The following is a 24,291-nucleotide window of genomic DNA, read 5'->3' on the forward strand; positions in this document are numbered from 1 at the left end:
TCGCGATCCGGGCTGCTCGCCCCGGGGCCCGGCCGGGCCCCGGGTCAGGCGTCGACCCGTGCGGACCGCTGGTCGAGGCGGGCGACCAGCGCGGTGACCTGGCGGGCGATGTCCGGGCCGGTGAGCCCGATCTCGGCCATGATCTCCTCGCGCTTGGCGTGGTCCAGGAACTCCTGCGGGATGCCGAAGTCGCGCAGCGGCAGGTCCACCTCGGCGTCCCGCAGCGCCTGCGCGATCGCCGAGCCGACGCCGCCGGCCCGCCCGTTGTCCTCGACCGTGACGACCACCCGGTGCTCGGCGGCCAGGCCGGGCAGTGCGGCGTCCACCGGCTTGACCCAGCGCGGGTCGATCACGGTGGAACTGATCCCCTGGGCGTCCAGCAGCGCGGCGGCCTCCAGGCAGAGCGGGGCCAGCGCGCCGACCGAGACGATCAGCACGTCCGCCCGGTGCCCGCCCTCGACCGGGGCCCGCGGGGCGAGGGGCTCGGCGCTGCCGCGCAGCACGTCCATCCCGCCGATCCGGCCGAGCGCGGCGACCGCCGGGCCGACCGAGCCCTTGGAGTAGCGCACCACGGTCGGCGCGTCGGTCACCTCGACCGCCTCGCGCAGCTGCGCGCGCAGCTGGTCGGCGTCCCGCGGGGCGGCCAGCCGCAGGCCGGGCACCACTTGCAGGATCGACATGTCCCACATGCCGTTGTGCGAGGCGCCGTCGGTGCCGGTGACCCCGGCGCGGTCCAGCACGAAGGTGACGCCGACCCGGTGCAGGGCCACGTCCATCAGCACCTGGTCGAAGGCCCGGTTGAGGAAGGTCGCGTAGACCGCGACCACCGGGTGCAGGCCGGCGGTGGCCAGGCCCGCCGCCGAGACGGCCGCGTGCTGCTCGGCGATGCCGACGTCGAAGGTGCGCTTCGGGAAGGCCTTGGCGAAGTCGGCCAGGCCCACCGGGTGCAGCATCGCGGCGGTGATCGCCACGATGTCCTCGCGCTCGCGGCCCAGCGCCACCATCTCCTCGCCGAACACCGAGGTCCAGTCCTTGCTGGAGCTCTTCACCGGCCGGCCGGTGTCCGGGTCGATCACGCCGACCGCGTGGAAGCGGTCCTCGTCGTTCTGCAGCGCGGCGTGGTAGCCGCGGCCCTTCTCGGTGATGCAGTGCACGATCACCGGGCCGCCGAAGCCGCGGGCCTTGCGCAGCGCGGACTCCAGGGCGGTGATGTCGTGGCCGTCGATCGGGCCGAGGTACTTCAGGCCCAGGTCCTCGAACATGCCCTGCGGCGCGATGAAGTCCTTCAGGCCCTTCTTGGCGCCGTGCAGCGCGCCGGCCAGCGGCTGGCCGAGCACCGGGGTGCGCTGCAGGGTGTCGCGGCCCCAGGTGAGGAAGCGCTCGTAGCCCTGGGTGGTGCGCAGCGTGGTGAGGTGGTTGGCCAGGCCGCCGATGGTCGGCGAGTAGGAGCGCTCGTTGTCGTTGACCACGATCACCACCGGGCGGTCCCTGCCGTCGGCGATGTTGTTCAGCGCCTCCCAGGCCATGCCGCCGGTCAGCGCGCCGTCGCCGGTGACCGCGACCACCGGGCAGTCGGTCAGGCCGCGCAGCTGGTTGGCCTTGGCGATGCCGTCGGCGTAACCGAGCACGGTGGAGGCGTGCGAGTTCTCGATCACGTCGTGCTCGGACTCGGCCCGGGACGGGTAGCCGGAGAGGCCGCCCTTCATCTTCAGCCGGCTGAAGTCCTGCCGGCCGGTGAGCAGCTTGTGCACGTAGGACTGGTGCCCGGTGTCGAAGAGGATCCGCTCGCGCGGGGAGTCGAAGACCCGGTGCAGGGCGATGGTCAGCTCGACCACCCCGAGGTTGGGGCCCAGGTGTCCGCCGGTCTTGGCGACCTCCTCGATCAGGAAGCCCCGGATCTCCTCGGCCAGGGCAGCCAGCTGCCCCGGGGAGAGCCGGTCGAGATCGCGCGGTCCCCGAATGCGGGTCAGCAGGGGCACCCGTTCCTCCTCTGTCGGTACGTGTCCGGGCAGGCTGTCGGACTACCCAGCTGGTCGAGTCTAATGTCCACCCGTCGGACACTCTGCGGCGCGGGGCGCCTTCACCGCTCCCACCAGGCGTGCGAAGACCCGGGACGGGCCCCTTGGTTCGGGCGCGTCCCGGGTCTTCACCGCGGACGCCGGGCGAGGGCGGCGGCGGTCGGTGCGATCAGCAGCGGCCGGGTCAGCCGCGGCCGGAGGACTTCTGGGTCCGGCGGGAGACGGAGTCCAGCACCACCGCGGCCAGCAGCACCGCACCGGTGATCATGTACTGGATGGACTGGCTGATGCCCTGCAGGTCCAGGCCGGTGACGATGGACTGGATCACCAGCATGCCGAGCAGCGCCGACCAGGTCTTGCCGCGGCCGCCGAAGAGGCTGGTGCCGCCGATGACGGCCGCCGCGATCGAGTTCATCAGCACGTTGCCGCTGCCCAGCTGCTTGTCCGCGAACCCGGCCTGCGAGGCGATGAAGAGACCGCCGACCGCGGCCAGACCGGCCGAGATCATGAAGACCGAGATCCGCACCCGGGCCACGTTGATGCCGGCCCGGCGGGCCGCCTCCACGCCACCGCCGACCGCGAAGACCTTGCGGCCGTAGGAGGTGCGGCGCAGCACGAAGTCGGTGGCGACGACCACACCGAGGAAGACCACCAGCGCCAGCGGCAGGCCGCGGTCCTGGTTGAGGGTGTAGGCGGCGCCGAAGGCCAGCACCGCCAGCACCGCGGCGCGCAGCGCGATCTCGCTGACCGGCCGGGCGGGCAGGCCGGCCTCGCGGCGGCTCCTGGCGCCCAGCAGCGCGGCGGCCAGGTAGCCGGCCACGCTGATCGCGGCCAGCGCGTAGGCGGCGGCGACGTCGGCGAAGAAGTAGTTGTCCAGGTGGGCGATGAAGCCGTTCGGGATGTTGTTGAGCGTCCCGGTGTTGCCCATCACGTAGCCCTGCAGGCCGCTCCAGGCGAGCAGGCCGGCCAGCGTCACGACGAAGGCGGGCACGCCGATCTTGGCGAAGAAGAAGCCGTGCAGCGCGCCGATGGCCAGCGCGGCCAGCACGGCCAGGATCGCCGCCAGGTACTCGTTGACGCCGTGCTGGATGGAGAGCACCGCGGAGACCGCGGCCGAGACGCCGGCCACCGAGCCGAGCGAGAGGTCGATCTCGCCGAGCAGCAGCACGAAGACGATGCCGACCGAGATCAGGCCGGGGCCGGCGATGTAGAGGGTGATGTTGGAGAGGTTGCCGGCGGTCAGGAAGTTGCCGGTGATCACCTGGAAGATGGTGGCGATCAGGATCAGTCCGAGCACCACCGGTATCGAACCGAGGTCGCCGGAGCGCAGCTTGCGCTTGAACTCGCCGAGGTAGCCGGCGAAGCCCTGCTCGCGGACCAGCAGGCGGGGGTCCGCGGCGGGGATGGGCGCCGCGCTGTCGGAGGTCGTCTGGGTCACAGTGGGAGCCTTCTGGGTGGTGGCGTGCTTGCTCACTTGGTCGCCTCCGCGCCGGCCTTGACGGTCGCGTCGGCGACGCGGGCCTGACGGCGGGTCACCGCGTTGTCGGTGGCGCCGGTGATGGCCGAGATGATCGTCTCGTGGCTGGTGCCGGCGACCGGGAAGACGCCGTTGTTGCGGCCCAGCCGCAGCACCGCGACCTGGTCGGCGACCGCGCGCACGTCCGCCATGTTGTGGCTGATCAGGATCACGCCCAGGCCCCGGTCGCGGAGCCGCTCGACCAGGTCGAGCACCTGGGCGGTCTGCTCGACGCCGAGGGCGGCGGTCGGCTCGTCCAGGATCACGACCTTCGGGTCGCCGATCAGCGCGCGGGCGATGGCGACCACCTGGCGCTGGCCGCCGGAGAGCGCGGCGACCGGGATCCGCACACTGGGGATCCGGATCGAGAGCGTGTCGAGCAGTTCCTTGGCGCGCTTCTCCATCGCCACCTCGTCGAGCCGGCCGCCGCGGGTCAGCTCGCGGCCGAGGAAGAGGTTGGCGACCACGTCGAGGTTGTCGCAGAGCGCGAGGTCCTGGTAGACCGTCGCGACGCCCAGCGCCTGGGCGTCCTGCGGACGGTTCAGGTGCACCGGACGGCCGGCCCACTCGATGACGCCCTCGTCGATCGGGTGCACCCCGGCGATCGTCTTGACCAGGGTGGACTTGCCGGCGCCGTTGTCGCCGACCAGGGCGACCACCTGGCCGGCGTGCACCTCCAACTCCACGTCGGTCAGCACCTGGACGGCGCCGAACCGCTTGGAGACGCCGCGCAGGGCGAGAACGGGTATGTCTGTCTGAACCATCGGTGGCTCCTTTGGGGACTCAAGGGGCGCACGCGCAGCTCAGCAGGGCTACCGCACGCCGAAGTGCCGACGGGGCCGGCCGGCCCGCTGCTGCGGCCCGGCCGACTGCGTCGCTTGCTGAAGGCGCGTCCGCTACTGGATGTTCGCGGCCTTGCAGGCGTCGGCGTACTGGGCGGTGCAGATGTCCGAGGCCTTGTAGAGGCCGTCGGCGATCACGGTGGACTCGATGTTCTTCTTGGTCACCACGACCGGGGTCAGCAGCAGCGAGGGGATGTTCTGGCCGCCGCTCGGGGTGGTCGAGGTGGCGGTGCCGGTCACGTCCACGCCGTGCAGCAGGTCGACGGCGACGGTGGCGGCGCCCTCGGCCTCCGGCTTGTAGGCCTTGTAGATGGTGTAGGCCTGGTCGCCGGTCAGGATCCGCTGGATGGCGTCGGAGGCCGCGTCCTGGCCGCCGACCGGCATGTTGTTGATGCCCTGGGCCTTCAGCGCGGTGATGATGGCGGCGGCCATGCCGTCGTTGGCGGAGTAGACGGCCTGGAAGCCGGTCTTGCCGAGCGCGGTGATCGCGGCACCCATCTTCTGGCTGGCGACGGTGGGCTTCCACTCGCCGGACTGCTCGTAGACGACCTTGCCGACACCGGTGTCGAGCACCTTGTGGGCGCCGGCCTTGAACTGACCCGCGTTCGGGTCGGCGTCGTCACCGTTGATCATGACGATGTTCGAGGTCTTGGGGTCGCCGCCGTTCGCGGTGATCGCGTCGATCAGCGCCTGGCCCTGCAGCTCGCCGACCTTCTCGTTGTCGAAGGAGATGTACGCGGCGACGGGGCCGGTGGCCAGCCGGTCGTACGCGATGACCTTGACGCCCTTCGCCTGCGCCTGGGTGACCCAGGAGGCGGTACCGGTGGCGTCGACCGCGTCCAGCAGGATCACCTTGACGCCCTGCGAGACCAGGGTGTCGAACTGCTGCTTCTGGGTCGCCGCGTCACCGTTGGCGTTGTTGTACTTGACGGTGCAGTCGGCGCAGAGGTCCTTCACCTTGGCCGTGATCAGCGGCTTGTCGAAGGACTCGTAGCGGACCGACGAGGAGTTCTCGGGGAGGAGCAGGCCGATGGTCTTGTTGTCGCCCGAGCTCGCGGAGTTCGAGCTGCTGCTACCCGCCTTGCCGCACGCGGCCAAGGTGAGGGCCATCGAGACCGCAGCGGTTCCGACGACGACGCGACGCATCATTGCGTTCATGTGGGGGGAGCCTCCCTGACAGAGCCGCAACATCGCGGCGAGGTGGAAGGGAGTCAACCCGCCACCTCGCGTTGCCGTCAACAAGTAAACCCAGTGCTCGGAGGATCCAAATCCTTTCGTTATCTTCCTGAAGGCTAAGCCGAGACCAAACTGTCCGACCATGTCCACTTTCGTCCCTCTTGTGCGAGGGACGACACCGCGTCAGGCGCGCCGGCTCCCCACCGCCACGCCGTGTCCGATTGCGCCGGTTTCACCCATCTCACTCATCACCAGGGCCAGCGCGCCCAGGACTTCGGCCCGGCCACCCAGCGTGCCCGGCACGATGGAGAGCTGACGTGCGGCGGAGGGGATCGCATACCGGGCCACCGAGTCCCGGATCGGGGAAAGCACCAGCTCACCGGCCTCGGCGAGGTCGCCGCCGAGGATCACCCGGCGCGGGTTGAGCAGGTTGCACAGGGTCGCCACCCCGGTCCCGATCTGCCGGCCGGCGTCCGCGATCACCCGGCGGCAGCCGAGGTCGCCCTGCTGGGCCAGCTGGACCACCTCGGAGAGGTTCAGCTCCCGGTCGTGACTCGCGTTCAAGAGGTTGAGCAGGTAGCGGGAGCCGACGAAGGTCTCCAGGCAGCCCCGGTTGCCGCAGCGGCAGACCGGCCCGGACTCGTCCAGCGTGATGTGCCCGATCTCGCCGGCCGTGCCACCGGGGCCCCGGTAGATCTGGCCGTTGATCACCAGTCCGGCCCCCACCCCGCTGGCCACCTTGATGTACGCCAGGTCGCCCAGCCCCCGCCCCGCGCCCCAGACCAGCTCGCCGAGCGCGCCGAGGTTGGCGTCGTTGTCGACGTACACCTCCATGCCCAGCCGCTGGGCCAGCTCGCGGCCCGGCGCGATGCCGGTCCAGCCCGGCAGGATCGCGGTGGAGCCGAGCGCGCCGGTCTCCACGTCGATCGGGCCCGGCACCCCCAGCCCCACCCCGATCACCTTGTCGGCCCGGAACCCGGCCTGCGTCAGCAACCGCGCCACCAGGGCCTCGGCCCGGGCGAAGCCCTGCTCGGCGGAGACGTCCACGTTCATCGGCTCGCTCTCCTCGGCGAGCACCCGGTGCGCCAGGTTGCCCACCGCCACCCGCAGGTGGGAGTGGCCGAAGTCGACGCCGACCACGATCCCGGCGTCCCCGCTGAGCGAGACGCTGCGGGCCCGGCGCCCGCCGGAGGAGGTGTCGGCCACCACCACCGTGCCGCCCTCCTTGAGCTCGCGCACGATGTTGGAGACCGTCGCCGCCGAGAGCCCGGTGGCCCGGGCGATCTCGGCCTGGGTGAGCGAGCCCGCCATCCGCACCGCGCGCAGCACCCGTTCGAGATTGGCCCGGTGCAGCGAGGACTGCGAACCCGGCGTATCCATGGACATGAATCGACCTCCTTCGGGCGCGGGCACCCGACGGTCCCCCGCCCCACCGCGCCGTTGCGGAAAACAGCACCTTCAACTTCTGAACTCTATGCCGAGCGAAGTCCGGGGAGCCGCGTCAAGACGGCAACCGGGATCGCCGTGAAGCTCAACGGCGGCTCAGTCGCGCCGTCGGACCGGGCCGCGCGCCCCCGCCGGGCGCGTCCGCGGCGGACCTGGGACCGCCCGAAAATCGCGCACCTCTACGATGTCCCTTAATTCTCAGCCGCCCAGCCAGTCTCCCGCGCCGCACGGCCCGGGAGGGGCGGCCATCGGACGGACAATGACGGGGCATCACATGGCAGGGGATCAGCCCAGTGCGGGCTTCGGGTCGCAGGACCCGGCAGGCGGGCAGGGCGGCGTACCGCCGCGGCCGGGAGTCGACCCGGCGGCGGTCGCGGACCAGATGACGCAGCTCGACGGCTCGGCGATCCCCGCCCAGGCGGCACCGCCGGGCGCACCCGTGACCCCGGGGGCAGCGCCGGGCGCTCCCGGCCTGAGCTACCAGCCGACCGCCCCCGCCTTCCCCGCGCAGGGCACCCCGCCGCCGCCCGGCGCGCCGGTCGGCCCCTACGACCCGCAGCCCTCCTACGGCTACCCGCAGCAGGCGCCGCCCGCTCCGGCCTACGGCGCCCAGCAGGGCGGCTACCCCCCGCCGCCGCAGACCGGCTACCCGGCCCCGCCGCAGTTCGGGCAGCAGCAGCCCGGCCCGGCCTACGGCGGCTTCCCCGGCCCCGGCCCGGTCCAGCCCCCCTCGCCACCGGTCAAGCAGCGCAACCCGGTGATGGTCTTCGGCGCGGTCGCCGGCAGCGTGCTGGCGGTCGCCATCGTGATCGGCCTGGTGGTGCTGTTCACCGGCAACACGCCGAAGAACAACACCTCCGGCGGCACCACCGGCGGCGGGGGCGGGGGCGGCGGCACCAGCACCACCGGGCAGCTCGCCGTCTCCTGGAACGTGCCGAAGGCCGACGGCAGCACCACCGACCTGCGCACCCTGGGCGACTGGGTCACCGACAAGCTGGTCATCCGCGGCGACTCCACCGCGCTGACCGCCTACAACCTGAGCGACGGCAAGGTGGCCTGGACGCTGAAGGCGCCGGACGGCACCAAGGCCTTCTGCAGCATGTCCAAGGCCGTCAACAAGAACAACATCGGCGGCGTCAGCTTCAACCTCGGCGACGACGACTGCGCGGCGGTCGGCGCGATCGACGCCACCACGGGGCGCCTGATCTACAAGGTCGGCTCGCCGCTGAGCAGCAAGAGCTTCGGCACCCAGGTCACCGTGACCGACACCACGCTGGCCGCCGCCAGCGGCTCGCTGCTGGCGGGCTACAACCTGACCGACGGCTCGAACGTCTGGTCCTACAAGGACCGCGGCCAGTACTGCTCGGACAACGCGGACGCCGCCGACACCGTCGTGGTGGTCAGCGACTACTGCTCGGACACCGACACCAAGCAGGCCCTGCTGGTGCTGGACGCCAACACCGGCAAGACCACCCAGTCCTTCAGCCTGGGCGACAACGAGCGGCTCACCAACATCGTCTCGGCCAAGCCGCTGGTGGTGCAGATCTCCAACGGCTACGACAACGACTACTTCGTCGGCGTCGACTCCTCCGGCAACGCCGAGGCCAAGATCCCGCTGAAGACCACCGGCGAGGACCGGCTGCAGCTCTCCGCCTACTCCGACCCGATGACCAAGAGCCTGGTGCTCGGCAACACCCTCTACGTCGAGGTGGACAACAGCGGCAAGACCTCGATCCGGGCCATCGACCTGGTCGGCGGCAAGACCCTGTGGACCGTCGACGGCGGCGCCCAGAGCGGCCTGCGGCTGGTGGACAAGACCTCCACCAGCACGCCGACCGCGATCGCCATGAACGGCTACGGCAAGGGCGCCCAGGTGGTCACGCTCAGCCCCACCGACGGCAGCGTGACCCAGGTCGAGAGCTTCAGCAGCAAGTCCAGCGACGACAGCTTCCTCACCTTCCAGGACTCGCAGGTGCTGCTCTCGGACGCCGGTCCGGTGCTGACCATCCCGCAGCTGCCGGTGGACTCCACCATCACGATGTACACGAAGCACTGACCCCCGGTCACCCTGGGTCGTACCCGGAGCCCGCCGCGAGCACCGCGGCGGGCTCCGGGACGAACCGCTCGGGGCCGGGTCGGGCGACGTGGGAGGATTCGGGCCAAGAAGCCTGACGAAGGAGTCCTGCGAGTGCCTGGCACCAACTTGACCCGTGAGGAGGCCCGCACCCGGGCCGCGCTCCTCCACGTGGATGCGTACGACATCGAGCTCGACCTGAGCTCGGCCCGCGAAGGCGGCACCTTCCGGTCCACCACCGTGGTCCGGTTCACCGCCCAGCAGCCCGGCGCCGCCACCTTCATCGACCTGGTCGCCCCGGCGGTGCACGAGATCGTGCTCAACGGTGCGCCCCTCGAACTGTCCGCCTTCGCCGACAGCCGGATCGCGCTGACGGGCCTGGCCGCCGAGAACGAGCTGCGCGTGGTCGCGGACTGCGCGTACACCAACAGCGGCGAGGGACTGCACCGCTTCGTCGACCCGGTGGACGGCGAGACCTACCTCTACAGCCAGTTCGAGGTACCGGACGCCCGCCGGGTCTTCGCCTCCTTCGAGCAGCCCGACCTGAAGGCGAGCTTCGCCTTCACCGTCATCGCGCCGCGCGGCTGGGTGGTCGTCTCCAACTCCCCCACCCCCGAGCCCGTCGGTGACGGTGACACCCAGCTGTGGCGCTTCTCCCCCACCGGGCGGATCTCCGGCTACATCACCGCCGTCATCGCGGGCCCCTACGTCGGCGTCTTCGACGAGTTCGCCGACGGCGCGCAGCGGGTGCCGCTGGGCATCTACTGCCGCCCCTCACTGAAGGAGTTCCTGGACGCGGAGGCGATCTTCGACGTCACCAAGCAGGGCTTCCGGTACTTCCAGGAGAAGTTCGACTTCGGCTACCCGTTCGAGAAGTACGACCAGCTCTTCGTCCCGGAGTTCAACGCCGGCGCGATGGAGAACGCGGGCGCCGTCACCTTCCGCGACCAGTACGTCTTCCGCTCCAAGGTGACCGACGCGGCCTACGAGACGCGCGCCGCCACGATCCTGCACGAGCTGGCCCACATGTGGTTCGGCAACCTGGTCACCATGGAGTGGTGGAACGACCTCTGGCTCAACGAGTCCTTCGCCACCTACGCGGAGATGGTCGCCCTGGTCGAGCCGGCCGACACCAAGTGGCCCAACGGCTGGACCAGCTTCGCCAACCAGATGAAGACCTGGGCCTACCGGCAGGACCAACTGCCCTCCACGCACCCGATCATGGCCGAGATCAACGACCTGGAGGACGTCCAGGTCAACTTCGACGGCATCACCTACGCCAAGGGCGCCTCGGTGCTCAAGCAGCTGGTGGCCTACGTCGGCCAGGACGCCTTCTTCCAGGGCGTGCAGGCCTACTTCAAGCGGCACGCCTGGGGCAACACCACGCTGGCCGACCTGCTCGGCGCCCTGGAGGAGGCCAGCGGCCGCGACCTGAAGGCCTGGTCCAAGGCCTGGCTGCAGACCGCCGGGATCAACGTGCTGCGCCCCGAACTCACCGTGGACGCCGAAGGCGTGATCACCGCCTTCGCCGTCCGCCAGGAGGCGCCCGCGCTGCCCGAGGGCGCCAAGGGCGCCGCCGCGCTGCGCCCGCACCGGATCGCCGTCGGCTGCTACCAGCTGACCGAGGGCAAGCTGGTGCGCACCGACCGGATCGAACTGGACGTCGAGGGCGAACTCACCGCCGTCCCGCAGCTGGTGGGCCGCCCGCGACCCACCGTCGTGCTGCTCAACGACGACGACCTCTCCTACGCCAAGCTGCGACTGGACGCCGACTCGCTCACCGCGGTCACCGCGCACCTGGGCGACTTCACCGAGCCGCTGCCGCGCGCGCTGGTCTGGGCCGCCGCCTGGGACATGACCCGCGACGGTGAGATGGCCGCCCGCGACTACCTCTCGCTCGCCCTGTCCGGCCTGCCGAAGGAGTCCGACATCGGCGTGGTCCAGTCGGTGCACCGCCAGGTCAGGCTGGCCCTGGACAACTACGCCGACCCCGCCTGGCGCGAGCAGGGCCTGGCCCGCTGGGCCGCCGCCGCCGAGGAGCAGCTGCGCGCCGCCGCCGCCGGCAGCGACCACCAGCTCGCCTGGTCCCGCGCCTTCGCCGCGGTGGCCCGCACCGAGCAGCAGCTCGCGCTGCTGGCCGGCCTGCTCGACGGCTCGGTCGAACTGCCGGGCCTGGCCGTCGACACCGACCTGCGCTGGGACCTGCTCACCCGCCTGGTCGCCACCGGCCGCGCGGACGACGCGGCGATCGAGGCCGAGCTCGCCCGCGACAACACGGCCGCCGGCCAGGAGCACGCCGTCACCTGCCGCGCGGCCCGGCCCACAGCCGAGGCCAAGGCGCAGGCGTGGGCCTCGGTCATCGACTCCGACGCACTGACCAACTACGTGCAGGAGGCGGCGATCGTCGGCTTCAACATCGCCGACCAGCGCGAGCTGCTGACCCCCTACGTGAGCCGGTACTTCGAGGCGCTGAAGGACGTCTGGGAGACCCGCAGCCACGAGATCGCCCAGCAGATCATCATCGGCTTCTACCCCAGCTACCAGGTCTCGCCCGAGACCCTGGCGGCCACCGACGCCTGGCTCGCCGACGCCGACCCGGCCCCGGCCCTGGCCCGCCTGGTGGTGGAGTCCCGCGCCGGCGTCGAGCGCGCGCTGACGGCCCAGGCGGCCGACCGCGCCGCGGGGCAGGTGGGCTGACGGTACGTCAGCTCATGCCAGTGGCCCCCGGACGCGATCGACGGCGTCCGGGGGCCGCTGGCGTCGGGGTGCTTCCAGCCGAGCACGCGCCGGAGCACGAGGGCGAGGGCGGGCACGACGACCGGCACGGACGGTCCGGTCCGGACGGGTCCGGCCTGGTCCGGTCCGGCCGGGTCTGGCCGGGTCTGGTCCGGTCCGGCCTGGTCCGATGAGAATGCTGTGAGATCCGCCTCTCGCGTAGACGGCTCTGACCTGGGAAAACGCCAGTCGGCGTGGTCTGCCGCACAGCCGGCTCAGAGGGAATTGAGAGCTTCCGGTGGCAGGGTTGGACCGTCCCGACCGGAGGAGAGAACCCCTGGTGAGCAGCACCACCACCCACCGCCGCGCCCGGCGGACCGCGCCCGCTCCGGCGCCGGCCCGCGACGCGCTCGCCTTCGAGCCGGCCGCTCTGGTCCCGGTGCTGATCGCGGCGGGCGCCGCGGCGGTGCTCGCGCTCTGGTGGCGGGACACCTACGCGGTGAACGGGGCGGCCGAGTGGCTGACCGGTGCGGCCCGGATCACCGGGTTGCTGGCGGGGTACGCGGCGCCGGTGCTGCTCCTGCTGATGGCCCGGCTGCCGCCGCTGGAGCGCGAGGTGGGCGCCGACCGGCTGGCCCGCTGGCACGCGCTCGGCGGGCGCTACCTGGTGGGCCTGGTCACCGCGCACCTGCTCACGGTGATCTGGGGGTACGCGCTGACCGCGCACCGCGGCGTGCTGCCCGAAGGCGTCCAACTGGTCTTCCACTACCCGGACATGATCAAGGCGAGCCTCGGCACCCTGCTGATGCTGGGCACCGGCGCCGTCTCGGCCCGCGCGGCGCGCCGCCGGCTGAGCTACGAGGCCTGGTACTACCTGCACCTGGCGACCTACCTGGCGATCGCGCTGGCCTTCGCGCACCAGCTCGCCAACGGCGCCGACCTGGCCGAGGGGATCGGGCTGCTCGGCTGGTGGGCGCTCTACCTGGGTTCCTTCGCGCTGCTCGGGTGGTTCCGCCTGGTGGTGCCGTTCCTGGGCGACCGGCGGCACCGGCTGCGGATCGCCGAGGTGCGGCCGGAGGCGCCGGGCGTCGTCTCGGTCTTCCTGACCGGCGAGCGGCTGGACGAACTGCGCTGCGAGCCGGGCCAGTTCTTCCGTCTGCAGTTCCTGGTGCCGGGCCTGCGCTGGGCCGCCAACCCGTACTCGCTCTCCGCGCCGCCGCACCCGCGCTTCCTGCGCTTCACGGTGAAGGACCTGGGCGGGCACAGCGCGGCCGTGGCGGCGCTGCGACCGGGCGTCCGGGTGCGGGCGGAGGGCCCGTACGGGGCGTTCACCGCGCGGCGGCGCAAGGCGCGCAAGGTGCTGCTGATCGCGGCCGGGGTCGGCATAACCCCGATCCGGGCGCTCTTCGAGACGCTGCCTGCCCGGCCGGGCGAGCTGACCCTGCTCTACCGGGCGCGCACCGAGCAGGACCTGCTCTTCCGCACCGAGCTGGAGGAGGTGGCGGAGCGGCGGAAGGCCACGCTCCGCTTCCTGCTGGGAGCGCGCACCGACGTGGGTGATCCTTTCGCGGCGGAGCGGCTGCGGCGGCTGATACCGCAGCTGGCCGGGCACGAGGTCTTCCTCTGCGGCCCCGAGGAGTTCACCACCGCCGTGATCGGGGAGCTGCGCGCCGCCGGGGTACCGCGGCACCGGATCCACCACGAGTCGTTCGTCTTCTGAGCCAGAAGTCCGAGTCCGAAAGGGGTGCCGGCTGATGCGCCGCACCATCGTCACCACGGCGGCCACCGCGGCCGGCATCGTGCTGCTGCTCTCGCTCAAGCCGCACGGCAGCGCCTCGGCCCAGAGCGGACCGGTGATCTCCTCCGACACCGGGACCACCGTGCCGGCCGACGAGCCGTCGAGCGCTCCGTCGAGCGCTCCGTCCGGCGCCCCGTCCGGTGCTCCGTCGAGCAGCCCGTCCGGCTCCCCCTCCGCGGCCTCGGGCAGCGCCGCCACCAGGACCGTCACCGGCAGCCCCGTCGACACCCGCTACGGCCCGGTGCAGGTCCGGGTCACCCTCACCGGCGGCAAGCTCAGCAAGGTCGACGTGCTGCAGTACCCGTCCGAGACCAACCGCGACCTGGAGATCAACACCTTCGCGCTCCCCCAGCTCAACCAGGAGGCGATCGCCGCCGGGAGCGCGCAGATCGACTCGGTCTCCGGCGCCACCTACACCAGTGAGGGGTACACCCGCTCCCTGCAGAGCGCCCTCGACCAGGCCGGGGCGCACTGATGCTGCGGCACGCGGAGGCCGCGATGGGCACCGTCTTCTCCTTCGCGGTGCGCGACGCCGAACCGGGTCACACCGGCATCCTGGGCCCCGCGCTCGCCGAACTGCACCACCTGGACGCGCTCTTCTCCCCCTACCTGCCGCACAGCCAACTCAGCCGGCTGGCCCGCGGCGAGCTGACGGTGCGCCAGTGCGACCCGCTGGTGGGCGAGGCGCTGGAGCACTGCGCGGCCGTCGCCGCCGAGACCGGCGGCTGGTTCACCGCGCGCCCGGCCGGCCGCCTGGACCCCTCCGGCTGGGTGAAGGGCTGGGCCATCGAGCGGGCCTCGGAACTGCTGCTGGCCGCCGGCCACCTCCACCACAGCGTGACCGGCGGCGGCGACGTGCAGACCAGGGGCCGAGCCGCCCCCGACCGCCCCTGGCGCGTGGGCATCGCGGACCCGGCGCGCGCCGACCAGCTGGTGGCCGTCCTCAGCGAGAGCGCTCCGGCCGACGGCTTCGCGGTGGCCACCTCGGGTACCGCCGAGCGCGGCGCGCACATCATGGACCCGAACACCGGCACCCCGGCCCGCGGCCTGCTCTCCCTCACCCTGATCGGCCCCCGCCTGGCCCGCACCGACGCCTACGCCACCGCCGCCTTCGCCATGGGCCCCCTGCGCGCCCTGGAGTGGGTGACCGCCAAGCCCGGCTACGAGGCACTCGCGGTGCTGCCGGACGGCCGCCGGCTCGGCACCCCAGGGGTGGCGCGGTACCTGGCGACGGAGGCCTGACCGGCCAGGACACCCCGCGTCCCAGGCGGATCCCCGGCCCACCCGCGCGCCGACCGCCCACCCGCGACACGCCGCGGGCGCGCGGTCGGCGGCGGGCGGCGCGGCCCTGGGGAGACTGGGGGCGTGGAGGACAGCGAGCGTGGCGGGGGGAGCCTGAGCAGCAGGCTCAACTGGCTGCGGGCCGGGGTGCTCGGGGCCAACGACGGGATCGTGTCGACCGCGGGGCTGGTGGTCGGGGTGGCCGGGGCGACCTCCTCGGCGGACGCGCTGCTGACGGCGGGTCTGGCCGGGCTGCTCGCGGGGTCGCTCTCGATGGCCTCCGGCGAGTACGTCTCGGTGAGCTCGCAGCGGGATTCGGAGCAGGCCGCGCTGGCCTTCGAGGAGCGGGAGCTGGCCGAGCGGCCGGTGGCCGAGCTGGCGGAGCTGACCGGGCTCCTGGAGGACCGCGGACTGACGCCCGCGGTGGCCAGGGAGGTGGCCGAGCAGCTCACCGCGCGGGACGCGCTGACCGCGCACGCCCGGGTCGAGCTGGGCATCGACCCGGAGCAGATCGTCAACCCCTGGCACGCGGCCTGGGCCAGCTTCATCGCCTTCACGGTCGGCGCGCTGCTGCCGCTGCTGGCGATCGTGCTGCCGCCGGCCGGGCTGCGGGTCCCGGTGACCGTGTCGGCGGTGCTCTGCGCGCTGCTGCTCACCGGCTGGACCGGCGCGCGGCTGGGCGGGGCCCCGGTGCCGCGCTCGGTGCTGCGCAACGTGCTGGGCGGCGGCCTGGCGATGGCGGTCACCTACCTGGCGGGCCTGCTGCTGGGCGCGGCCGGGGCCTGAGCCCTCGCGGGCCGCTCGACGACGCGTCCGCCCCGCCGCCTGGCGGGCGGCGGGGCGGACGCGTCGAGCGGGTCGTACCGGGTTGTGCGCTGTCGTACCGGGTCGCTACTTCTTCTTGCCCTTGCCCTTGGCCGCGTTGGCACTGCCCAGCATCACCAGGCCGGCGATGATCGCGAACAGCACGATCGGGGTCACCACGTACAGGCCGATCGACGCCCCGACGCTCAGGCCGCCGGCCTGCGGCGTCGTGGCGTCCTGGGTCGCGGCGAAGACGGGCGACGACAGCAGCATCATCAGCGTGGCCGTCGCGGAGACCGCACCGGCGCGCAAAGCATTCCTCTTGTCCACGTTTTTCAACGTACCCGCCCTTTATTGGGCATCGCTCGGCGGGGTCGGCCTTCCGGGTCGGGCCGGCCCCGCGCCGAGCAGGCCGCCGAGCAGGCCGCCGAGCTCGGCCGCGCCCGGCGAGGCGGCCAGCCGCTCCAGGGTGACCGGGCGGGCGGCGGCGTCGGCGACCGGCAGCCGCCAGTTGGGGTACTGGTCCCAGGTGCCGGGCAGGTTCTGCGGGCGCGGGTCGCCGACCGTGTCGGGCAGCCAGACGCCGACCAGCTCGGCCGGGGTGGCGAGCAGGAACCGGTAGAGCGCGACCTGGTCCAGCGCGGCCCCGGGGGTGAGCAGGCCCAGGGCCACCAGTTCGGCCTTCCAGTCGGCCAGCTCGGTGGCGGCGGCCTGCTGCTCGGCGGCCAGCGGGTTGGCGAGCAGGCCCAGCTGGTGGCGCAGCTGGACGTGCTCGCCGCTCAGCCGGGCGGCGGTGCTGGGCAGGTCGTGGGTGGTCAGCGTGGCCAGGCAGCCGGGCCGCCAGCGGGCCGGGGCCAGCGGCGCGCCCTTGGCACCCTCCTTGCCGGTCCAGTCGCGCTCGAACCAGAGCACCGAGGTGCCGAGCACCCCGCGCGCGCTCAGCTCCTCGCGCACCCCCGGCTCGACCGTGCCCAGGTCCTCGCCGATCACGGCGGTGCCGGCCCGGTGCGCCTCCAGGGCCAGCACACCGAGCATCGCCTCGGCGTCGTAGCGCACGTAGGCGCCCTCGGTCGGCGGGCGACCCGCGGGCACCCACCAGAGCCGGAACAGGCCCATCACGTGGTCGATCCGGATCGCGCCCGCGTGCCGGGCGGCGGCCCGCAGCAGCTCCGCGTACGGGGCGTAGCCGGCGGCCGCCAGCGCGTCGGGGCGCCAGGGCGGCAGGCCCCAGTCCTGCCCGTGCGCGTTGAAGGCGTCCGGCGGGGCGCCGACCGAGATGCCGGCCGCCAGGTAGTCCTGCAGCGCCCAGGCGTCGGCGCCGTCCGGGTGGCAGCCGACGGCCAGGTCGTGGATCAGGCCCACCGCCATGCCGGCCCGCTCGGCGGCCTGCTGGGCGCCGCCGAGCTGCTCGTCGAGCAGCCAGGCCAGCCAGCGGTGGAACTCCACCTGCTGGGCCAGCTCGGCCCGGGCGGCGGCCAGCTGCGGGGTGCCGGGGTGGCGCAGCCCTGCGGGCCAGTGCCGCCAGTCGCTGCCGTGGGCCTGGGCCAGCGCGCTCCAGGTCGCGTACTGCTCCAACCAGGCGCCCTCGCGGCGGACGTAGGCCTGGTAGGCGGCCTGCCGGCCGGGGCCGCGCGGGACGGCGTGCAGCAGCCGCAACGCCTCGCGCTTGACCGCCCAGACCGCGTCCCGGTCGATCAGGCCGTCGTGCTCCAGCACCTCGGCGCGCAGCCGGGCGCCCTGCTGGGCCAGCTCGTCCAGCCTGGCCCGGTCGGCGGCACCGGCGTAGGCGTACTCCGGGACGGCCTCGATCCGCAGGTGGACCGGGTCGGCGAAGCGGCGCGAGGAGGGGCGGTAGGGCGAGGGGTCGGAGGGGACCGTGGGCAGCGCCGCGTGCAGCGGGTTGAGCTGCAGGAAGTCGGCACCGAGCGCGCCGGCCGACCACTGGGCGAGCTCGGCCAGGTCGCCGAGGTCGCCCATGCCCCAGGAGCGCTCGGAGAGCACCGAGTAGAGCTGGGCCAGGAAGCCCCAGCCGCGGCCGGGCAGCGCGGCCAGCTTCTCGGGGGCCACGATCAGGGTGGTGGACTCGGCGCGCTCGGCCAGGGCCAGGCGCAGGGTGTGGCGGCCGAGCGGGAGGTCGGCCGGCAGCCAGTGCGAGCGGGCCGGCTCCAGCTGCCAGCTGCCGCCGTCCTCCAGCTCGATGGCCAGCCGGGCGGCGGCGGGCACGTCGAGCGCGGTGCGGCGCCCGGCGCGCACCACCAGGCAGGGCGGCAGCAGCCTGGCGGTGGTGGCGGCCCGGTGCTCGGCCAGCGCCGCTTCGACGGCCTGCGGGGTGCTCGCGTCCACGCCGAGCGCGGCCAGCACGTCGATCAGGGTGGCGGCGCCGACCTGGACCAGCTCGCCTTCACCGGGGTCGTAGCTGCTGTCCACGCCGTGCGCGTGGGAGAGGGCGATGAGCGCCGGGCCGGGGAGGGCGGCGCCCTCGTCGGCCACCGGGCCTGACGGCCCGTCCTGCTGCTCGTCGGTGCTGTTGAGATAGGCGGCCAACACGGTCTCCTGGAGGGACTCGGGGGCGACGGCGGGTGTGGTGCGGCTGCTGCGGCGGCTGACAGTGCGTCAGCTCCACTCCTACCCGGCGGGGCCGCCCGGCATCCGCAGCGGCGCGCCGGGGGCGGGGTCGCGATCAACTGCCGGGCGTCGCTCGATCGATGGACAAAATGGGATGGAACGGTCATCGGACCAGCTCACGTTGACAGTGGTGGTGGCCAGCTGGTGGGCTGGGCCCGCGAGGTGCACGCGGGTTCGGTGGGGGGCCGGGGCAGCTGTCGTCGCGCGCCCGTCGATCACCCCGTTCGGCCGCCCGCATCGGCCGCGAGGAGGCCCCCGTGCAGACCCGTGTCTCCGTCGCCGCAGGTCAGCGGCTGCGTCAGCAGCTCGAAGCCAGCCCGGCGCTGCGCGAGGTGCTGCAGCATCCGGCCGTCCACGTCACCCGCAGGGCCACCGCCCGCACCGCCCGCCTGGTCGCCCCGCGCGCGGCGGACCGGCTGATCGCGGACCTCAAGGGCACCCGGCCGCTGCTCGCCGAGGTGCGGGCCGAGCGCCGCCCCGACGAAGCGACCGTCAGCGGCACCGGCACCGCCCACCCCGAAGCGCTCGGGACCCGCCGCCGGCAGACGCTGCGGATCGCCGCCACCCTCTCCGCCGCCGCCGTGATCGGCGGCCTGGTCGGTGCCCTGCCGGCCGGTGCGGCGGACGGGACCGGGACCTCGTACACGGCCGGTGCCCCGGTGCGCACCCCGCTCGGCAGCCTGACCGGCCCCCAGGTCTTCCCCCGCCCCCAGCAGCTGACGCCCGGTGGCAAGCCGGTGACCGTCCCCGCCCAGGTGACCCTGGTGACCGGTGGGCAGGCCGACCCGGGCGCGCTGGCCGCGGTGCGCGAGGTGCTCGGCGAGGCCGGCGCCACCAGCGTGGTCGTCCCCTCCTCACTGGTGCCCGGCGTACCGGTGCCGGCCCCGGCCGCCGGCACGCTGGTGGTCTACCTCGGCGGCCCCACCGAGCAGCCCGACCCGGCCACCGCCCAGGCGCTGCAGGGCCTCGGCGCCGGCGGGCCGGCCGGGCTGCCGGCCGGCGGCTACGTGCTGGCGACCGGTCAACTGCCGACGGCCGGCGGCGCCTACGGCGCGGTGGTGCTCGCCGGGGTGGACGCCACCGGCACCTTCTACGCCGCGCAGAGCCTGCGCCAACTGCTCACCGCCGTGCCGGCCGGGCAGGGCCAGAGCGCCGGCGGCTACGGCTTCCCCGGCCTGACGATCCGTGACTGGCCCACCGGCGCCCAGGTGCGCGGCACCGCGGAGTCCTTCTACGGCACCCCGTGGACCACCGCCCAGCGGCTCGACCTGATCGACTTCCTGGGCCGGACCAAGCAGAACTTCTACCTCTACGCCCCCGGCGACGACCCCTACCGCCAGGAGCAGTGGCGCGAGCCCTACCCGGCCTCGCAGGCCGCGGACCTGAGGGCGCTGGCCCAGCGTGCCAAGGCCGACCACGTCACCCTCGGCTACGCCGTCTCCCCCAGCCAGAACTTCTGCTACAGCTCGGCGGGTGACCTGGACGCGCTGGTCGCCAAGCTCGCGGCCATGCGCGACCTCGGCTTCGGCGCCTTCCAGCTGCAGTTCGACGACGTCAGCTACGACGAGTGGCACTGCTCGGCCGACAAGGACGCGTTCGGCACCGGCCCGACCGCCGCCGCCAAGGCGCAGGCGCGACTGGCGGCCGCCGTCCAGCAGCGGCTGATCGACCCGGACCCGGCGCTCGCCTCGCTCTCGGTGGTGCCCACCGAGTTCCACCAGCAGGGCGCCAGCCCCTACCGCACCGCGCTGGCCGCCGCGCTGCCCAAGGCCGTGCAGATCGCCTGGAGCGGGGTCGGGGTGATCCCGGGCAAGATCACCGCCGCGCAGACCGCGGCCACCGGGCTGCTCTTCGACCACCCGCTGGTCACCATGGACAACTACCCGGTCAACGACTCCTCCCCGGACCGGCTCTTCCTGGGCCCCTACACCGGGCGCGACCCCGAGGTGGCCGGCCGCTCGGCGATGCTGCTGACGGCCGCCATGCAGCAGCCCACCGCCTCCCAGCCCGCGCTGTCCACCGCCGCCGACTACGCCTGGAACCCGGCCGGCTACCAGTCGGACGCCTCCTGGCAGTACGCGCTGCGGGCACTGGCCGCCGAGACCGCGCCGGGCGGCGCGGGCGCCTCCGCCACCGGCGGCCCGGCCGCCGCCACCGACACGGGTGCCGCGCTGGCCGCGCTCACCGCGCTGGCGGGCAACAGCTCGTCCTCCCCGCTCTCGACCCAGGAGTCGGGCTACCTGACCCCGCTGCTGGACGCCTTCTGGGCGGCCCTGCAGCCCACCGGCGGCGGCGCGGTGGACCTCGGCAGGCTGCAGCAGGCCGCCGACCCGCTGCGGGCCGCCTTCACCACCATGGCCGGGGCCCCGGACGCGCTGCGCGGCAGCGGCCCGCTGGCCGCCGAGACCGGGCCGTGGCTGACCCGGCTGAGCCTCTACGGCAAGGCCGGGCAGGCCGCGCTGGACATGCTGCTCGCCCAGCACCGGGGGGACGGCGCCGCCGCCTGGCAGGCCCGGGTGCAGTTGCGGGCGCTGCGCGACCAACTCGCCGCGCAGGTCTCGGTGACGGTCGGCGCGGGCGTCCTCGACCCGTTCCTCGACAAGGCCACCCAGGCCGCCGACAGCTGGTCGGGGGTGAGCGCCGGCGGGCTCAGCCCGACCACCACGATGGGCAGCGCGAGCGGCCACGGTCCGGCGCTGATGACCGACTCCTCGTCCGACACCTTCTACTGGAGCTCGGCCCCGCCGCAGGTGGGCGACGCGATCGGAGTGGCTCTCGGCGACGGGCGCCCGGTCGCCTCCGTGACGGTGCAGATGGGCTCCACCGACACCCCGGCGCCCGACGGCGCCCCGAGCGACGACACCGGCGCGGCCGCCGACGACTACCTGCGGGACGGGGTGCTGGAGTACGTCGGCGACGACGGCGTCTGGCACCCGCTGCTGACGGCGCACGAGCAGAAGACGATCACCGCCCGGCTGCCGGACGGCGTGCTGGTCAAGGCGATCCGGCTGCGGGCCACCAAGACGCAGCAGACGGCGGTCGCGGTGCGCGAGTTCACCGTGACCGCGCCGGACAGCGCCGGCGTCACCGTCTCCGGCGGCCCGGCCGCCGCGCCCGGCTCCTCGCCCGCCTCGGTGCTGGACGGCGACCCCGACACCGCCTACCGGGCGGCCGCCGCCCCCACCGCCGCGGACGCCCCGCTCACCGTCGAGCTGGGCGCCGCCCGCCCGCTGGATCGGCTCACCGTGCTGACCGACCCGACCGTGCGGGCCACCGCGACCGTCTCGGTGCGCCGCCCGGACGGCAGCTGGGCGGACCTCGGCACCCTGAAGCCCGGCTACAACGAGCTGCCGGCCGGCGGCCAGTCGACCGACGCGGTGCGGCTGACCTGGCAGCCGGGCGGTGACGCGCCGGTGGTCAACCAGATCGTGCCCTGGTACGCGGACACCCCCGTCGCCCGGCTGACCCTCGCCGACCCGGTGCTCGACGTGATCGCCGGGGCTCCGGCGCCCGCGCAGACCCAGGCCGTGGTGGACGCGCTGCGCCCCGACGGCGCCACCGGTGAGATCACGGCGGCGGCCCCGGCCGGGGTGCCGGGGATCACCGTCGCCCCCGCCGCCGCGCCGGCGCCCGCCGGTGGCCGCCCCGGCTCGCCGGTCAGCGTGCCGCGCGGCGGCCGGGCCGACACACCGGTGCAGGTCAGCGCGGCGGCCGGGACCCCGTCGGGCACCTACCAGGTGCCGGTGGACTTCACGGCCGGCTCGGTGACGATCCAGCAGACGCTGCAGGTGCACGTGGTCCCGCCGACCGGTGGCCCAGATCTGGCGCCGGGCGCGAGCGCGAGCTCCTCGGGCGACGTGTCGGCCAAGTTCCCCGCCTCGGCGGTGAACGACGGCGACCCGACCACCCGCTGGTCCTCGCAGCCCGCCGACAACGCCTGGGTGGAGCTGAAGCTGCCGCAGGCCGCGCACCTGGGCGAGGCGGTGCTGCACTGGCAGGACGCCTACGCCAGCGCCTACCGGCTGCAGACCTCGGTGGACGGCACCAACTGGACCACGGTGGCCACCGTGCCCAACGGCCACGGCGGCACCGAGACGGTCAGGTTCGACGCACCCGGCGCGCTCTACCTGCGGATGCAGGGGGTCAGTCGGTCCACCAAGTACGGCTACTCGCTCTACGGGATCGAGCTGTACGGGGTCACCGACCCGGCCGCCACCACGGTGCCGCCGGCCCAGCCGCCGGTGGGCGTGCCGCTGCCGACGCCGACCCCGGGCGGGGTGCCGGGCCCGGTGCCCAGCGGTACGCCGACGCCCCCGGTGCCGGTGCCCACGCCCGTGCCGAGCCCCAGCACGGCGCCGAGCACGGCCCCCAGCGGCACCTCCACCCCGGCGCCCGGCCCCTCGGGCACCCCGCCGGTGGCGGGGGCCGGGCCGAGCCCGAGCCCGAGCGGGACCCCCACCATCGCGCACTGAGCCGGTGGCCTCCCTCCTGCGGGGGAGGCCACCGGTTCCCCCTCGGCGGCGATCCGCGATGAGCCCGCCGCTCGGCAGGATCTTCCTTGTCAGCAACGGCCGGCAGCAGCCCGGCAGACCTGGAAGGACCACGAGATGACCACCGTCGTCACCACCGCGACCAGCACCACCGGCGCCACCGGCAGCACCGGCAGCACCGGCAGCCCGGCCGGCACCACCGCCCGCACCGCTGCCGGCCGCACCGCTGCCGGCCTCGCCCGGATCGCCGCCCCCGCCCTGCTCGGGGTGTACGGGCTGATCCGGCTGATCCCCGGCTCCAAGCAGCCCGGCGCCGGCTGGACCACCGGCCACACCGCGCTGCTCGCCGCGCTGCTGCTCTTCGGCGTGCTGGCCCATCAGCTCCACCGGCTCGCCGCCGAGCGCGGCAGGATCGCCGCCGGCACGGGCTTCGGCCTCTTCCTGGTGGGCCTGGCCGCCTCGCTGGCCCAGGTCTCGATCGACCTCTGGGTGGGTCTGCGGACCTCGACCGAGGCACAGCAGAACGCGCTCTTCGCCCAGATCCAGTCCCACCCCGGGGTACTGCCGGCCGTCTACCAGATCGGCCCGCTCTTCTTCTACCTCGGCCTGCTGGTCCTGCTGACGGTCCTCGCGGTGCGCCGCCGGCTGCCCTTCTGGAGCCCGGCGCTGCTGCTGGTCGCCACCCTGGCGATGGCCGCCTCGCTGGACCTGATGACGGTCGGTGCCGTGCTCTACGCCCTCGCGCTGGCCCCGCTGGGCCGCGCGCGCTGAACGCCCCTCAGGCTCTCAGCGGGCCGGCGACTCCAGCAGCACCAGCAGCGCCGTCAGGGCCGGGATCTCGGTGATCCCGGCCCGCGCGGCGCGTTCGGCGCCGGGGCCGGGGCCGCGCCGGTTGAGCCAGCGGGCGTGCAGTCCGGCCGCGCGGGCGCCGAGCACGTCCTCGTCCAGGTGGTCGCCCACGTGCAGCACGGCGGCGGGCGGCACACCCAGGCGCTCGGCGGTGAGGTGGAAGATCCGCGGGTCGGGCTTCTGGAAGCCCGACTCGTACGGGTTGGTCACGCACCGGAAGACGCCGCCGAGGCCGGCTGCGGCCGGGTCGGTGTTGCCGTTGGTGGTGACCGCGAGCGGGAACCGGGCGGCGAGCTCCGCCAGCACCGCGGGGACCTCCGGGTAGGGGGTCACCCCGCCGTGGCGCTCGCGGGTGAACTCGGTGAAGACCTCCCGGGCCAGCACCGGATCGGGGCGGCCGCAGGCGGCGAGCGCGGCCTCGAAGGCGGCGGTCCGGATGTCGTCCAGCGTCCCGCCCGGCAGCGCCGCGGCGGCCCGCGCCCGCAGCGCGTCCAGCCAGTCGGCGGTCACGGGGCCGTGGGGAGCCCGCAGCCCCATCGCGGTGAGCCGCCGCGCGGTGGCGGCGAGGGCGGCGCGGTAGGGGGTGCCGAAGTCCCAGAGGGTGTCGTCGGCGTCGAAGGAGATCGCGGCTATCGAGGTCACCGGCCGAGGATAGCG

Annotated in this window: 16 protein-coding genes; 8 read left to right on the top strand and 8 right to left on the bottom strand. The window is 74.0% G+C overall.

Annotated elements, in window-relative coordinates:
• Positions 1 to 44: 44 nt before the first annotated feature.
• From dxs to OG455_RS12325, 5 genes are all read right to left on the bottom strand, one after another.
• A complete protein-coding gene (gene dxs, locus OG455_RS12305) occupies positions 45 to 1,979 on the bottom strand; it encodes a 1-deoxy-D-xylulose-5-phosphate synthase (protein WP_266293014.1) in 1,935 nt (644 codons plus the stop codon).
• Between the two features lie 223 nt (positions 1,980 to 2,202).
• On the bottom strand, positions 2,203 to 3,456 hold the full coding sequence (locus OG455_RS12310) for a sugar ABC transporter permease (RefSeq protein ID WP_266300744.1): 1,254 nt from the start codon (positions 3,454 to 3,456) through the stop codon (positions 2,203 to 2,205).
• A gap of 32 nt (positions 3,457 to 3,488) precedes the next feature.
• Positions 3,489 to 4,298, bottom strand: coding sequence for an ATP-binding cassette domain-containing protein (locus tag OG455_RS12315; protein WP_266293016.1), 810 nt, complete (start codon positions 4,296 to 4,298; stop codon positions 3,489 to 3,491).
• A 132-nt stretch (positions 4,299 to 4,430) separates the two neighbouring features.
• Positions 4,431 to 5,534, bottom strand: coding sequence for a sugar ABC transporter substrate-binding protein (locus OG455_RS12320; protein WP_266293018.1), 1,104 nt, complete (start codon positions 5,532 to 5,534; stop codon positions 4,431 to 4,433).
• A 201-nt stretch (positions 5,535 to 5,735) separates the two neighbouring features.
• A complete protein-coding gene (locus OG455_RS12325; RefSeq protein WP_266300745.1) occupies positions 5,736 to 6,932 on the bottom strand; it encodes an ROK family transcriptional regulator in 1,197 nt (398 codons plus the stop codon).
• Positions 6,933 to 7,272: 340 nt separating this feature from the next.
• Here OG455_RS12325 and OG455_RS12330 point away from each other — a divergent pair, with 340 nt between their 5' ends.
• From OG455_RS12330 to OG455_RS12355, 6 genes are all read left to right on the top strand, one after another.
• The gene (locus OG455_RS12330) at positions 7,273 to 9,054 is read left to right on the top strand and encodes a PQQ-binding-like beta-propeller repeat protein (protein ID WP_266293020.1); all 1,782 of its coding nucleotides are present in this window, start codon (positions 7,273 to 7,275) and stop codon (positions 9,052 to 9,054) included.
• 132 nt (positions 9,055 to 9,186) lie between these two features.
• Entirely contained in the window at positions 9,187 to 11,769 is a 2,583-nt protein-coding gene (pepN, locus tag OG455_RS12335) for an aminopeptidase N (protein ID WP_266293022.1), read from the top strand.
• Between the two features lie 358 nt (positions 11,770 to 12,127).
• Positions 12,128 to 13,507 carry a ferredoxin reductase family protein gene (locus OG455_RS12340; protein WP_266293024.1) on the top strand — a complete coding sequence of 460 codons (1,380 nt, stop codon included), beginning with the start codon at positions 12,128 to 12,130 and terminating at the stop codon, positions 13,505 to 13,507.
• Between the two features lie 34 nt (positions 13,508 to 13,541).
• A complete protein-coding gene (locus OG455_RS12345) occupies positions 13,542 to 14,060 on the top strand; it encodes an FMN-binding protein (protein WP_266293026.1) in 519 nt (172 codons plus the stop codon).
• Positions 14,060 to 14,827 carry an FAD:protein FMN transferase gene (locus OG455_RS12350; protein WP_266293028.1) on the top strand — a complete coding sequence of 256 codons (768 nt, stop codon included), beginning with the start codon at positions 14,060 to 14,062 and terminating at the stop codon, positions 14,825 to 14,827. Before OG455_RS12345 ends, OG455_RS12350 begins: the two co-directional genes overlap by 1 nt.
• Positions 14,828 to 14,950: 123 nt before the next feature.
• Entirely contained in the window at positions 14,951 to 15,652 is a 702-nt protein-coding gene (locus OG455_RS12355) for a VIT family protein (protein WP_266293030.1), read from the top strand.
• A 105-nt stretch (positions 15,653 to 15,757) separates the two neighbouring features.
• Here OG455_RS12355 and OG455_RS12360 read toward each other — a convergent pair whose 3' ends face one another.
• Both OG455_RS12360 and malQ read right to left on the bottom strand, forming a co-directional pair.
• Entirely contained in the window at positions 15,758 to 16,000 is a 243-nt protein-coding gene (locus OG455_RS12360) for a hypothetical protein (RefSeq protein ID WP_323185480.1), read from the bottom strand.
• 21 nt (positions 16,001 to 16,021) lie between these two features.
• Entirely contained in the window at positions 16,022 to 18,097 is a 2,076-nt protein-coding gene (gene malQ / locus OG455_RS12365) for a 4-alpha-glucanotransferase (protein ID WP_266300746.1), read from the bottom strand.
• A 455-nt stretch (positions 18,098 to 18,552) separates the two neighbouring features.
• Between malQ and OG455_RS12370 the strand changes: the two genes are divergently transcribed.
• Positions 18,553 to 22,767 (top strand): beta-N-acetylglucosaminidase domain-containing protein, encoded by a 4,215-nt coding sequence (locus OG455_RS12370; RefSeq protein ID WP_266293034.1) that lies wholly within the window; start codon positions 18,553 to 18,555, stop codon positions 22,765 to 22,767.
• A 135-nt stretch (positions 22,768 to 22,902) separates the two neighbouring features.
• Positions 22,903 to 23,556 carry a hypothetical protein gene (locus OG455_RS12375; protein WP_266293036.1) on the top strand — a complete coding sequence of 218 codons (654 nt, stop codon included), beginning with the start codon at positions 22,903 to 22,905 and terminating at the stop codon, positions 23,554 to 23,556.
• Between the two features lie 15 nt (positions 23,557 to 23,571).
• Here the strand turns inward: OG455_RS12375 and OG455_RS12380 are convergent, their stop codons facing one another.
• A complete protein-coding gene (locus OG455_RS12380; protein ID WP_266293038.1) occupies positions 23,572 to 24,276 on the bottom strand; it encodes an HAD family hydrolase in 705 nt (234 codons plus the stop codon).
• Positions 24,277 to 24,291 lie beyond the last annotated feature (15 nt).

The sequence above is a fragment of the Kitasatospora sp. NBC_01287 genome (assembly GCF_026340565.1).
Lineage (GTDB): Bacteria > Actinomycetota > Actinomycetes > Streptomycetales > Streptomycetaceae > Kitasatospora.